This window comes from Tolypothrix sp. FACHB-123 (assembly GCF_014697075.1).
Lineage (GTDB): Bacteria > Cyanobacteriota > Cyanobacteriia > Cyanobacteriales > Nostocaceae > Aulosira.
Genome location: NZ_JACJRE010000010.1, coordinates 111,309 through 125,355 on the forward strand (window position 1 = coordinate 111,309; position 14,047 = coordinate 125,355).

General features: G+C 41.8%; 8 protein-coding genes. 3 read left to right on the plus strand and 5 right to left on the minus strand.

All coding sequences use genetic code 11. The annotated features are described in order from the left end of the window. Nucleotides 1-155 precede the first annotated feature (155 nt). From H6G41_RS09680 to H6G41_RS09690, 3 genes are read right to left on the minus strand one after another with little or no spacing between them, the layout of a single operon-like run. Entirely contained in the window at nucleotides 156-515 is a 360-nt protein-coding gene (locus H6G41_RS09680) for a hypothetical protein (RefSeq protein WP_190745875.1), read from the minus strand. 39 nt (nucleotides 516-554) lie between these two features. Beyond that, the gene (locus H6G41_RS09685; RefSeq protein ID WP_190745877.1) at nucleotides 555-1,403 is read right to left on the minus strand and encodes a DUF4351 domain-containing protein; all 849 of its coding nucleotides are present in this window, start codon (nucleotides 1,401-1,403) and stop codon (nucleotides 555-557) included. 58 nt (nucleotides 1,404-1,461) lie between these two features. After that, a complete protein-coding gene (locus tag H6G41_RS09690; protein WP_190745879.1) occupies nucleotides 1,462-7,041 on the minus strand; it encodes a tetratricopeptide repeat protein in 5,580 nt (1,859 codons plus the stop codon). Between the two features lie 844 nt (nucleotides 7,042-7,885). Here H6G41_RS09690 and H6G41_RS09695 point away from each other — a divergent pair. After that, nucleotides 7,886-8,260, plus strand: a complete 375-nt coding sequence (locus H6G41_RS09695) for a hypothetical protein (RefSeq protein WP_190745881.1) — start codon at nucleotides 7,886-7,888, stop codon at nucleotides 8,258-8,260. 549 nt (nucleotides 8,261-8,809) lie between these two features. Here the strand turns inward: H6G41_RS09695 and H6G41_RS09700 are convergent. After that, nucleotides 8,810-9,715: a DUF3267 domain-containing protein gene (locus H6G41_RS09700; protein ID WP_242037861.1), complete on the minus strand. Its 906-nt coding sequence runs from the start codon at nucleotides 9,713-9,715 to the stop codon at nucleotides 8,810-8,812. 291 nt (nucleotides 9,716-10,006) lie between these two features. Here H6G41_RS09700 and H6G41_RS09705 point away from each other — a divergent pair, with 291 nt between their 5' ends. Further along, complete coding sequence (locus tag H6G41_RS09705) at nucleotides 10,007-12,259, plus strand: HDIG domain-containing metalloprotein (RefSeq protein WP_308796165.1); 2,253 nt, start codon at nucleotides 10,007-10,009, stop codon at nucleotides 12,257-12,259. On the opposite strand, the gene H6G41_RS09710 is transcribed toward H6G41_RS09705, so the two are convergent. Then, complete coding sequence (locus tag H6G41_RS09710) at nucleotides 12,232-12,423, minus strand: hypothetical protein (protein ID WP_190745883.1); 192 nt, start codon at nucleotides 12,421-12,423, stop codon at nucleotides 12,232-12,234. The two genes, H6G41_RS09705 and H6G41_RS09710, sit on opposite strands and share 28 nt — an antisense overlap. Before the next feature lie 78 nt (nucleotides 12,424-12,501). Between H6G41_RS09710 and glpK the strand changes: the two genes are divergently transcribed. Further along, a complete protein-coding gene (gene glpK, locus H6G41_RS09715; RefSeq protein ID WP_190745885.1) occupies nucleotides 12,502-13,986 on the plus strand; it encodes a glycerol kinase GlpK in 1,485 nt (494 codons plus the stop codon). Nucleotides 13,987-14,047: the final 61 nt, after the last annotated feature.

The window sequence follows — 14,047 nt, forward strand, 5'->3', positions numbered from 1 at the left end:
GCTTTTGGCACAACCAAACATGAAAATCTCATTCCCCGCGTCTATTTTCTAGCTAGACGGTTATGTGATTTTTCACACAACGAGGGCATGAAAATATCTCTTCCCTAGCCCCTAGTCCCTATTTTCTAGCTAGGGGTGGGATGAGTTGAATTTGGTTATCTTGGCAAGCATGGTATTTCCGGTATTTGCGGTATTTGCGGCTGGGATTGCAATGGTAGTAATTGTGATTGATTAAGCTGACAAAGGCTAAAATAGGGAATATGCCTAGCGTTTTCTTGTTCGCGAATCCGCTGTTTTTCTTGGTCTGTTAGATGATTGATTCTATGGCAGAAGCTTTCGTTTCCTGTATTACATCTACGCTGTGCCTCATTCAAAAAATATCCAGTTACAGGTATTTCTCTAGCTTGTTCTTGGGGAAAAATGCTTGTATCTGCAATGGCCTGAGTTGGCGATGCAAGGAAGCAAGAGCTAAAACACACAACTGCTGTTATTAGTGTCTTATTTGTAGTCATCATAACTATATGATTTGTTGACGGTTAACTGTTATCCCTAAGTTACGCTAGGCTTTGGATAAATTCGTCTAATGAATTGACAGCGATCGCTACAGCCATTAAATTTTCTAATTGTTCAACGCTTTGATTCTCCAGATTGGCTTGTACTGACTGGGGAATTTCGCCAAACCGCAGTCTTAATACTTGGATCAACTGTCGCTGCGCACCTTGTTGTAAACCTTTTTGCTCTCCTTCGGTGAGAATTTCTTGATACCAAGGAGATTCGCGTAAAATAGACATATCCCACCTCATGATTTGTTGAACTAAAGGAATCTCTAGTACAAAACTAGCAAAAAATGCTAGTAATGGTTCTAATTGATTAAATTGCTCTGAGGCTCGCAGTTGCTGTAATGCTCTTTGCACAACTGTTGCTTCTGCACCGCCTTGTAAAATGGGTACAAAGGGTAATAAGGATGGTAGGGGCTGGCGAAATACAATATCTGCTTCTACTTCCCACAAGTTAATGACGTTGTAATCTTGAATAGCGCGTAATCCCATAAATTCTGATTCGTAACTATTAACTATAGTGACGGTAGATGGGGGCGGTAAGATGTTGATTAGTACTGGATAGGTGGGTAGATTATACCGCTCTTGGGCTAAGGCTGCGTATGCTCTCATGCGTAAAGGCATATCTCTGGTATAACGCAACTGTAATTCATTGAGAATCAAAAAATCTCCGTGGGTGTTGCTGTATGCTTTGACTAACACATCTGATTCTCGGCTAATCCACTGAAACTCAGAAGCTAAAATTTCTTTAGCTACAACATCAGATTGCTGTGTTACCCATTGTACCCACGCATCGGGAGCGAGGCTAATTAGTCGTTTACTGCCAATATCTGCTGCTTTGGACACGGGTTAACAATTCAAAATTCAAAATTCAAAATTAAGTATTCAAAAATATACAGCTAATTTATAAGCCATTACCAATTAAAATGAACGGTGCCCAGTAAAAAGGGTGATTGAGATTTTGGCTGATTTGTGGTTGTTTGTTGTTAATGGTTGCATATTTGCCTGTAATTAAGGCGATTTGCGCTTGGCGTAGGGCTTCGGCTTTGGTGGTTTTGCCTTGTGCCATGATAGTATAAAAGGCATTCATCAAGGCTTGAGTACCACCGTCATCTACTGACCATAAGGTAGCGATCGCAGCTCTAGCACCGGTTTGTTGTATCTGATAGCCAAAACCGAGAATTTCTCTACCGTCACCTAAGCGATCGCCTAGACCGGTTTCGCAGGCTGAAAGTACTACTAAATCGACGTTGGGTAAGCGCCAATTTTTGATATCTCTTAAGGTGGCGCGATCGCCATTACCAAATAAAATAAATGATTCTTCTGGTTGTCCGCTAGTGAATGCGGCGTGAGTAGCTAGATGAACGACAGAATAATCGTTCATTTCTAAGACTATATCTTGATTAAATTGCCGATCTAACAGTTTTTTGGTGCGGGGAACGGTTTGTGCGAGGGTTTCGACTTCCACACCTGCAAAGGGTAAGCCGGAGAATTTAAACTTTTGCGAGCCGACTTCAATAGTATAGCTACCTTCGGTGAAGGCTGCGGCTAAAACATTTAACTGTGGCTGGGGTTTGGTGTTGAGGTCGGTTAAGCTGACGGCTGTGATATTATTTATACCGTAGCGCTGGACTAACCATTGTTGACCATCATACAGAGCAGCTAAGGGAATATAACGCAGTTGTCCGTCGGGAGCGTAGATGATGGTTTTGGCTTTGGCTTGGGCTAGGTCGTTTTCTAGGGGCTTAACGAGCCAATTATACAGCTTTTGGGCGGGAATTTTGGCGTTAGCGGTACGGTTGGGCAATATTGAACGAAACTCAGCAATTACCCGGTTAAGCTCTGTTTGTTTAACTGCAACGGTGCGGCGAATTGGGGGTGCGTAGGGGGTGACTAATACCAATTCTAAGCGATCGCTTAAAACGAAGGGATAGAGAATGACAGCATCTTGCTGGAGTTTTTTCAGGTTATCTTGCAAAGCGCTGGCGGAAGATTCTAAATTAAAGCTTTGTCCTTGGGTAGTTTGTTGGAGTTGAACCACCCATTCCCGGACTTTGGGACTTTCGAGGAAGCTGTTAAACTGTTTGGTAACTTCCTGCTGATTTTTCCGCAATTCCAGGATACGCTGTTTTTGCGCTGGGGTGCGGTTGGTAACGTTAATGCTTTCGAGTTGCGCGAGTTCTTTACCAAATGCGATCGCTTGATCGATTTGTGCTGTCATTCCTTGACGAATCTGCTGTTCTTGCGGAAGTTCCGCGACACCTTGAGCAGTATTCGAGCTTCCGCGCACGTTGCGCAGATAGTCTTCTAGTTCTTGGACTTTGAGTAAATCTAGTACCCGTTGCGCTTCTAAAACGCGGTTTTGTTGAAGGAGGATATCCGCTAAATGGCGATAATCTTTAGCGATGGTTTCGGTGTAAGATTGTTGGTATTCTTTGGGGAGTTCTCTGATATTTTGGCGAATGGCTTCCCTGGCATTAACTGATTGTTTAAAGAAGATGATTGCTAATTCTGGTTTGTTTTGTTTTTCGAGTAAGTAACCGATACTATTGAGAACGCTTCCCTCACCTTCTTTATTACCGATTTCTTGCGCAATGACTAAACTTTGCTGTAATAACTTTCCAGATGCATCATACTTTTCTTGCGCAAAGTAAACCTTACCAAGATTATGGAGAATTACCCCTTCTGCACGCCGAAAGCCGAATTGTTGATATGTGGTTAAGGCTGGCTGTAAAAAGTCTAAGGCTAATTGATATTTTTTCTGCTTGAAGTAAACCAAGCCGATACTGTTAAATGTTGTGGATTCGAGTAATTTTTGCGCTTTTTTCTCATCAACTTTTTTGACAACTTTTAAAGCTTGTCGATAATAATCTAAAGCTAAATCATACTTCTCTTGTTTGTAATGAATATTCCCGATCGCATTGAGGGCGTTGACTTCTCCTTTAAAATCACCAATACTCTCGCCGTTGTTAGCAATTAAAGTAGGTTTTCTCGCAATTTTTAAAGCATCATTATAGTATTTTACCGCGAGATCATACTGTCCTAACACTTCGTAAATTCTGCCAATATTAAACTCAACTCCCACCCAATGTCCTAAAATTTCGTTGCGAATCGGTAAAGCTTGATGATAGTAATCTAAAGCTAATTTATATTCTCCCAAACTGCTGTAAGCTATTGCCATTTGGTTGAATGTCCGCAATTTTGTTTCCTGCTGACCGAGTTTTGTAGTAATATCTACAACTTGCTGATATTTCTCTATAGCTTGGCGATATTGTCCTTTGCGAGAAAGTTCTCCTCCTCGCTGATAGTAAATCTTCCCAATAGCGTTGAGACTAGCTTTTTCGTTGGATGTATCGCCTATCTCTTTGTAAATAGATAAAGCTTGCTGATAGTATGTTAATGCTTGCTGCTCATTTTTTTGACGATTATAAACTTCTGCCAATTCATAGAACGAGTGAGCGATTCCGGCTTTATCTCCTAGCTGCTGATACTTTGCTAAAGCTGCTTCTAGGGTTTTAATCGCTCTAGAGTATTCCTGATTTCTAGATTGTCTGTCACCTTCTTGAAATAAGCGATCGCCTTTAAGTTTATCTTGCGTCTGCGAAAAAAATATAACTCCACCTTCTGGCTTAAAAGTCGTAACTTTACCAGATGCAAACTGAATTTTTACATCTTGATAATTTACCGCACCACTCAGGGGAGGTTTACTGAGGAGAGTTGCTTGATTATTGGCGCTTTTAACAATTTCTTGTTGCATCGCTAAGGCTTGTTGCGATGCGGCTAAAGCGGCTGGAGTTTGTCCTAATTTTTCGTAAACTAATCCCATTTGCGTGAGAATTACCGCTTCCCAAGGACGATTTTTTTGCTGGCGGACAATTGCTAAAGCTTGCTGGTAAGCTTGCAAAGCCAATTGATATCTTTCTTGGAGGTATTGTCCTTGAGAAGTGTAACTATTTCCCGCCGCAAATAGCACAACAGCGTCACCTTCTAGCCTGTCGATTTGCACCAGTGGTTTTTTGGTTTCATCTCTCCCCACTTCTGTAATCAGGATGGCTTGTTTACCAGCGATTTCTTCTACAGTATTGTTAGTAATTTCCTGCTTAAATACAACTGCTTGCTGACGATATGATTCTGCGGCTTGGGGTTGTCCTAGTTTATCGTAAATTGTGGCGATACTTTTGAGAATTGCTTCGCGGTTTGGCTGAAATTCCGCAATTTTATAGCGGCGAAAATATGCGGATTTACCATACTGACGCCAGAGAAATTCTGCTGAAGAAAGGGAACTTTGATATTGAGAATCGCGCGCGATCGCCAATGCTTTTTGGTAAGCTTCTAAAGCAGCAGGGTATTGTCCTAAATTTTCGTAAGCTTTCCCAATCTGTATGAGCAAATGCGGTACTTGGATAGCAAGATGATTAGGACTATTTGACTGACTTGCGATCGCCAGCAATTCCTGGTAAATCTGTAAAGCAGCTTGATGTTGTCCCAATGCGGCGTAAGCTGCTCCCATGCTGCGTTTAATGCGCTGTTCCTGATGATTATCAGCACCTTCCAAAGCTTCTCTGCGCTCAGTTTTTTTGGTTTCCATCTCTGCGCGGAGAATTGCTAAAGCTTCCTTGTAGGAATCCAACGCATTTTGATATTGTCCGAGTGCTTGGTAGATATCCCCCATATTAGTCAGGGTATCTTCTACTTCATTTTCCGCAAAACTTTCCCAAGACGCAGTTCCCGCGACTACCTGGATTCTTTGTCCCCGTTTCTCCATTGCAGAGATTTCTTCAGGAGTCTTAAAAGTTTCAACTGTAGTAATCGCCTGAGTAATTGGTTCTCCTGAACCTACCTTAATTAAACCATTACTAATTGCATCTGTGAGTTTAATTCCCTCTGTGGAATCAACATTGACTTTTGTACCGTATGCGACGCGGATAGTATAAGGTATTGGCGCTTTTGCTGCTTGTTCCCCCACCTCGCGCCTCATTGCTAGACTTTCCTGGTAATGCTGGAAAGCAACTCGCAACAATCCCTGGATTTCGTACATTCTCCCCATCTGATTGAGAATTACCCATTCCCAAGGACGATTCTTTTGCTGGCGGACAATGGCTAAGGCTTGCTGATAAGATGCTAAAGCGGCTTGATATCTTCCTTGGAAGGCGTGAGCGTCACCATTTCTGTAATGAGTTAAGGCTTCTCCTTCCAAAAAAGTAATTAAAGTTGGTCTTTTGTTGGGTGTATGATAAGTAACCAGAATCCCTTGTTTGACAATATGCGTAGGCCAGAAAATATGGATACCCATATCTCGCCTAATCGCTAATGCTTGTTCTTGATATTCCTGTGCGGTTTGCGGTTCTCCCTTGTCGAAGTAGTAAATATAGCCAGTACTATTCAGTATCTTTTCTTCCAAAAAGCGATCGCCTATTTGTCGCACTACAGGTAAAGCTTGTTTAAAATAATCTATAGCAGCATCCGGCTGTTTGCGTCCTTCATTTTTATAAGTAAACCCCATCGCAGTCAGGATTTTCCCTTCTAAAGGACGATGCTTAATTTCTCGCGCTATAGTTAAAGCTTGTTCGTAGAAATCCAACGCAATCGGTCGAGAATCTCTTTGTGGATCTACTTTCCAGTTGTAATCTTTCCCTAAATTAAAGATAACAGTTGCTTCCCCAGAGCGACTACCTACTTCACGCATCTTTGCTAAAGCTTGCTTGTAAAAATCTAAAGCATCTTCCTTCTTACCCAAAGCAGCGTAACTCATCCCCATACCGTTGAGACTCCAGCCAACCCCCGCATCGTTACTAGCAGCACGCATAATAGCTAAAGCTTGCTCGTAATACTTGAGAACATCGTTATATGGCTTAATTTCTTCTGGTTTCTTAATTTTCTGGTAGTATAGCTGCAACTGAATATAACTTAAATAAGTATTTCCCAACCCAATCAGCGTATTTGCTTCCCCGACTTTATCCTTAACAGTACGCCGAATTAATAAAGCTTCCTGGTAATATTTGAGGGCAGTTTCATACTTGCCTTGAGTTTCGTAAACTGCGGCGATATGATGCAAAGATACGCCTTCCCCCGGAAGATTACTCAATTCTCGGAAAATTGCTAAAGCTTGTTCGTGCTGTTTCAGCGCTGTTTGCGTTTCCCCCAGATTCCGGTAAACTTCTCCTAGCTTATTGAGAGTTTCAGCTTCGGGAATGCGTATAATAGAGCGATCGCTAACTTGACGATAAATTTCTAATGCAGTTTGCAAAGACTCCAACGCAGCAGCAAATTGACTAGTTTCTAGTTGTTTACTCCCCACCGTAAAAAACTGATCCGCTTTCGTTTTCGTCGGGTTAGGGGTTTGAGCTAACACTTGGGTATTTGCAACTACTTGCGCTGTAAAAACTGAATCTTCAGCCAAGCCAAAGCTTACCAATCCGCCATCAATCAAAAAACTAGCCAAGAAAGTAGTCAGCGCAGTCAATCCCATTTTTGGGGTTAGCATCGAAAAATTCCCCATCTTTGTTAACCAGACTTATCAGTTTTAACAATTAAATCTTCACTAATAACACTTAGAATTACGAAAAAATACATAATTATTGATACAATCTCAACAAGGCATGTTATATCTTGAAAGCAGCAGGGGATTGAGGGTTTTTGTAGTTTAGCGCGCGATCGCAATCATATAGATATTGTTGCGTACCTACTTAGTGTGTGATGATGGAATTACGGAAATGAGAAAGCAAACCGCAGTTTGAGAAAGCAATATCAGCTTTTGTTTGCTAAATATACCGAAATGAGAAAGCAAACCCCGGTTTGAGAAAGCAATATCAGCTTTTGCTTGCTAAATATACCGAAATGAGAAAGCAAACCGCAGTTTGAGAAAGCAATATCAGCTTTTGCTTGCTGAATATACTGAAATGAGAAAACAAATCGCGTTATGAGAAAACAAATCGCGTTATGAGAAAGCAAATCGCGTTATGAGAAAGCAAATCGCATAACCACAATACCAATAGAAGTTTTCAATATCTTCCCCGTCAAGGGGATGGAAACTTTAGTAGTGTCTACATTGAAATTTTCATCAATGTAGAGTTTTCAATATCTTCCCTAACTCCGTGTAACCATTAGCAAAAGGACTTCAGTCTTCAAATAAGGACTGAAGTCCTCACTACCAGCCTTTCATAATTTCCACGATTCTACTGAGAAAGAGTGATTGACACCAATGACAATTGTTGTGCCCTCAAGAATAATTGAGATTGCATCAACAGTATTTAAATTGTTATAAAATCTGCGGAACATAGTAATGTAAAGCCCAGTCAAGATAGCCGAATTGAGCAGAGATTTAAACAGTGGTTTTTCAAAGAATTCAACGCTTTTATATTGTTAGCTTACTATTATTGCTACTTTTAACTGTAGCTAATGGAATTTTTGTCTATCTAGTTTCACCATTAAGAGATCCAACATTTCAACCTAATAGCGCTAATGCAGGTTCCTTACTTCCTTGGATGAAAGGGGTAACAGAAACCCATTGGTTATGGGGAGCGAATATTTTAGCTTTTGCGCTTTCTAGCAATATCACGCTGATTACTTGGCAAAAATGGGTTGTTAACAAAAATCATCAATGGTTGCGTTTGATGCTGTTGGTATTGGGATGGATATTACTATTTAGCTTTCTTTGGATGGCATTTCTTACTCACTTGTTCTCGCAATGGATAGTAGACTAAGCGAGATATCAAGGGTGTATAGGAATCCGATTTGATTATTGAAAAAATCTCAGTATGTGTAAGTATGTGTAGGGTGGGTTATCACGAAGTGTAACGCACCGTATTCTCGGCTTTGATGCGTTGCGCTGCGCGACAACACAACGCCAGTTTGCACAACGCTGGAAACCAGTAACGCACTGGAATTGGGGATGATACCCAGAATACTGGCTCCTGCTTGGTGATTGAGCTTGTGGAAGTGCTAACCTCTGCCTTTATTAATAAATCTGCTCCTAGGCGATCGCTAAATATTAAGAAATGATTAAAGCAATACCTCAGTAAAATTGGGTAGTAACTGGGTAGAATATGGGTAGTTTCCCCCTATCTGAAACAGAGGGATTGAGTGATAATAAATTATATAAATGATCGCTGGCAAAGCTTTTTAAGCCGGCTATTTAATAAATATTTAGATACAGCAAAACCCTGAATTTTCATTCAGGGTTTTTTAAATTTATCGTACATGCAAGAGCTTAAGACCAATACCCAACATTTTCGCGGCTTTGTTTTCAATAGCTATTCAATGCGTCTTTGGCGAAGCATACTAATTAAAAATCCTAGTAGCGCTAAACTCACAATTAGCCACAAAACCGATATCCAGTTAAACCCCAGACCAAATCCTTTGGCAGTATTTTCCCAGCGGAAAATCCAGAAGTCATTATTACCAATAATAAATGAAGGCACTTCTAAACTTTTTAACAATGGTATCAGCAACAAACTAGAAATAAACAGCAACGCCACAGCCATCAAGGCGATATTTAACAGCGACTTTGCTAGCGAACGCGGTCTATTTTTATCATTACTAGTAAATGGAAGCTGGCGGCGAGAAACATCAGGAGGTGCATAAATTGCCATACCTTCTTCCCTATCTTCCACTGCAACTGACTGGGGACAACGTAATAATTGCACCGCCATCCAAATATCACCAATTGCGCCGCCTGTATTCAATGCAATTACCCAAATTAACCAAGGTGCTTGGGGAAAAATTGCTAGTAGTAACAAACAGATAATATCAATAACTACTAATGGCGCTAGCGCAATGAAAATAAAAGTATTGCGGTGGAATAAATTGCCTGGTGCAGTTGCATAAGCTAGAGGTAATAAATATTTAACTTTTAATCCATAACGGGGCGAACCACCAAAAGCAGCAAATGCAACTCCATGCACTAATTCATGGACAATAATAGTTGCAAAAGTAATCATGAAGAAAATCACAAAGGGGATAATTCCTCCCCAAATTCCAGCTTGAGAATTTTCTACAGTGAAAATCAGTGTTTCGTCGTGAATAAGAGAGTAATACCAACTCGCAACTGCGGCTGCAAGTATTAACAGTAACGAACCTAAGGTAGTCCAAATCAGTGAGATTTCTGGAGTTAGGTGAAATACGTAAATCTTCTGGTGGCGATTTGTAACATTCATCATTATTGTTATGTGTTACCCTTACCTTACAGGCTAATGATTTACAGCGTTTATTTCCTCACTCTGTAGGTTTATATTGTCGCCCACGCGATCGCAAACCAAAGAAATTATTATCAGTCAACAGTTAACCATCAACAGTTCTCAAAATTGTAGATAAAATATATTGGTCAGTGATATCGATATTGCCCAAGTAGACTGGACAAGCACTGTTTTTGGTGTAGTTTTTGGGGGTAATGCTTGAGTTTATTTCATCGGTCTTACAGGCAAACTGCACCCAAGAGTAGGCAATGGCATGTGAAAAACCGTCTCTATTCTACTGGGATGTTTGTATTGGTTGTACTATCTCTCTCTAGTGGAATAGGCTATCGTTTTTATAACCAACCACTACTAGATGTCGGAAAGATTGCTCCGCAAACGCTGATTGCGCCTAGTTCAGCTAATGTTGAAGATGTGACAACAACAGAGGAAAAACGCCGGGAAGCACGCAGCGGTGCTACTGCGGTTTGGGTTGTCAATCCACAGGTAAATGAGCAAATTCACCAAAATCTTCAGGAATTATTGCTCAAAGGCGCAGAAATCCGCGAACAGTTGGGTAATTTTCCCTTTGTCAAGACTTCTATATTGTCCACCTCAACGCAAACTTATTTGCGAGAAGCACCAGAACAGCAATGGCAGACATTATTGCGAATCTTGGAGCAAAATGCTACTTTGTCTGGCTTAAGTTTTGAGCAACAGCGAGCTATCATTAACCTGCGGAATTATCGAAATGCTACCTCTTCCCAAGCTTTATCTCAACTATTAAAAGCGATCGCTCAAGCTCGTCAGCGTTATAATCTGACTCTAGCTATCCTCAAAGCAAATCCGCAGACTCAACCCCAAACTATTTACGATGCAACTTTTTTAAACCTATCTGATGCAGATTGGCAAACCACTCAAGTCCAATTGCGTCAAACTTTAGAGCGAATGCTAGCACAGGGTATTTATCCCGGTTTATCCTCGGATAACTTGAACTCTGCAATTAGTTTACAGGTGAGTGCTTCTATTCCCCAAACAGCACAACCTTTAGCCAGGCGATTGCTATCAGCTGTCATCACCACCAATTTAATTAAAGACATCGAGCAAACTAAGCTGATTGCAGAACAAGCAGCGCAAGCAGTAGAACCGACAATAGTCAGCATTCAAAAAGGCGAAGTAATTATTAAGGCTGGGGAAACAATTACTCAAGCTGATTTTGTACTTTTAGATCACTTTAAGTTAAGTCAACGCGGTATTGATTGGCTACGTCTGACACGTTTTACCGTTATTGTCGCCTTGACGGTGGTTATTTTTCGCCTAGTAGAAAGACGGTTTTACGCTAAGTTGCGACGTAAAGATTATATCTTAATTTTGCTTTTGACCCTCAGCGCGCCGCTGCTGTTATTCTTGAGCAAATCATTTACAGGTTTACCTGCCATTGGTTTATTAATTGGTAGCTTCTACGGTACAGCAATTGGCGGTACTGTCATGGGGTTGCTGACAATCTTGCTGACAATTGGCACAGAATTGAGATGGTACGATTTAATCCCTGGTGCGGCTGGCGGTATTCTCGGCGGCTTAATGGCGGGACAATGGCGATTTCCCGGTAGAGAAGGACTGCGAACGCGAGAAGAATTAGCTACCCTGGGTATTTTAATTGGTTTAACCCAGGGACTTGTTTATTTATTAGTCAACACTGCGATCGCACCCCTTTGGTATAGTGTCTTAGGTACAGCAGCCCTCAATGGTTTAGCTGGCTTGCTTTGGAGCATCTTAGCACTAGGTTTAAGCCCCTACCTAGAAGCTTACTTTGACTTAGTCACCCCAATTCGGCTGGCGGAATTATCCAATCCCAACCGACCTTTATTAAAACGCCTCGCCCATGAAACTCCGGGGACTTTCCAGCATACGCTATTTGTTGCCACTCTCGCAGAAGCCGCAGCTAGAGCATTAAATTGTCATGTGGAATTGGTGAGAGCGGGGATTCTTTATCATGACATTGGCAAAATGCATGACCCCTTGGGATTTATTGAAAATCAAATGGGAGAGCCAAATAAACATGATGCCATTAATGATCCTTGGAAAAGTGCAGAAATTATCAAAAAGCATGTCAGTGAAGGTCTGGTAATAGCTCGTCATTACAATTTACCTAGCGCCATTCAAGCTTTTATTCCCGAACACCAAGGAACTATATTAATCGAGTATTTCTACCAGCAAGCCAAGCAGCAACAGCAACAAAATCCAGCAATAGAAGTATCCCAAGCAGATTTTCGCTATGACGGGCCGATTCCCCAATCCAAAGAAACAGGAATAGCCATGCTAGCTGATGCTTGTGAAGCGGCGTTACGTTCGCAAAAAGATACTACCCCAGAAGCAGCCTTAGCAATGGTAAATAAAATCCTCAAAGCACGTTGGCAAGATAATCAGTTAATAGATTCAGGATTAACAAGACAAGAAATGTCTCAAATTGCCCATATTTTTGTCCAGGTTTGGCAACAGTTCCATCACAAACGCATACCATATTCTAAGTGATGGGCATGGGGCATTGGGCATGGGGCATTGGGCATTGGGCATTGGGCATTGCTCACCATGTAAGGGTTTTCGTGGGTAAATTTTAATTTTCGATTTATACCAATTTGCCCAAAGATTGTAAAAGATGGGTAGGGGCACAACAATGTTGTGCCCTGGTAAATCATTGATGTGTCGCCAAGATTATTTCAATTATTCAATCAAGATTTTTACCCCATGTAACCTAGAAATTTGAGATAAATTCCATGACTAAATATATTCTGGCATTTGACCAAGGTACTACCAGTTCGCGCTCGATTATATTTAACCGCAATGGCGATATCCTGACTATTGCCCAGAAAGAATTTCCGCAAATCTTTCCCCAACCAGGCTGGGTAGAGCATAATCCTGAGGAAATTTGGTCTTCGCAAATTGGCGTGGCCAATGAAGCTTTGGCGCGGATTGGTATTAAAGCGAGTGATATCGCGGCTATTGGTATTACTAATCAACGAGAAACTACGGTAGTTTGGGAGCGAACCACAGGCAAACCCATTTATAATGCGATTGTTTGGCAAGATAGACGCACTGCCACAGAATGCGATCGCCTCAAGGCTGCTGGTTATGAGACAATATTCCAGCAGAAAACAGGATTAGTCATCGATGCTTACTTTAGCGGCACAAAAATCAAGTGGTTGCTGGACAATGTACCCGATGCGCGCCAAAAAGCCGAACGTGGAGAATTGGCTTTTGGCACTGTTGATAGTTGGTTAGTTTGGAAGCTAACCCAAGGGGAACTGCATATTACAGATGTGACTAATGCTAGCCGCACTTTGCTGTTCAATATTCACACTCAACAATGGGACGATGAATTATTATCCATTCTCGATATTCCCCGTTCTCTGTTGCCCCAAGTGCAAAGTTCATCAGAAGTATATGGCTATACATCCGAAGGTCTTTTAGGTAGCCGCATTGCTATTGCTGGCATTGCTGGAGACCAGCAAGCTGCAACCTTTGGGCAAGTATCCTTGGAATGTGGCATGGCAAAAAATACTTACGGTACAGGTTGCTTTATGCTACTGAATATTGGCGATCGCCCGATGCTATCTCAGCATAAGCTACTGACAACGATCGCCTGGTCAATTAAAGGACGCACCACTTATGCTTTAGAAGGTAGCATCTTCATTGCTGGGGCTGTTGTGCAATGGCTGCGTGACGGACTCGGCATTATTAAACACAGTGCAGATGTGGAAGCTCTAGCTACCAGCGTACCCGATAACGGTGGCGTGTATTTTGTCCCTGCCTTTGTCGGCTTGGGCACACCTTATTGGGATAGTTACGCTCGCGGTACAATTGTTGGTTTAACTCGCGGTTCCACCAGTGCCCATATTGCCCGTGCAGCCTTAGAAAGCATAGCTTATCAAACCGCTGATGTGATTGATGCTATGGGTCAAGATTCTCAATTAACACTTTCCCAACTGCGGGTAGATGGCGGCGCATCGCGCAACGATCTATTAATGCAGTTTCAAGCCGATATTCTTGGTGTCCCGGTTGTGCGTCCCAAAATTACCGAAACCACAGCCTTAGGAGCTGCTTATTTAGCAGGTTTAGCCGTTGGTTATTGGCAAAGCGAAGCCGAAATTGTCCAGCAATGGCAAGTTGAAAAACAATTTGAGCCAACAATGAGCACCGACCAGCGCTTAACATTATTGCACTCATGGCGACAAGCGATCGCTCATACGGTTTCACTTTAAAAATGATACACATAGGCAGCAGGGGGGCAGGGAGCAGGGAGCAGGGGGCGGGGGGAACCCC

Coding starts and splice junctions, on each gene's coding strand:
- H6G41_RS09680 (WP_190745875.1), bottom strand. CDS start 515: ATGATGACTACAAATAAGACACTAATAACAGCAGTTGTGTGTTTTAGC.
- glpK (WP_190745885.1), top strand. CDS start 12,502: ATGACTAAATATATTCTGGCATTTGACCAAGGTACTACCAGTTCGCGC.
- H6G41_RS09690 (WP_190745879.1), bottom strand. CDS start 7,041: ATGCTAACCCCAAAAATGGGATTGACTGCGCTGACTACTTTCTTGGCT.
- H6G41_RS09700 (WP_242037861.1), bottom strand. CDS start 9,715: ATGATGAATGTTACAAATCGCCACCAGAAGATTTACGTATTTCACCTA.
- H6G41_RS09710 (WP_190745883.1), bottom strand. CDS start 12,423: ATGATTTACCAGGGCACAACATTGTTGTGCCCCTACCCATCTTTTACA.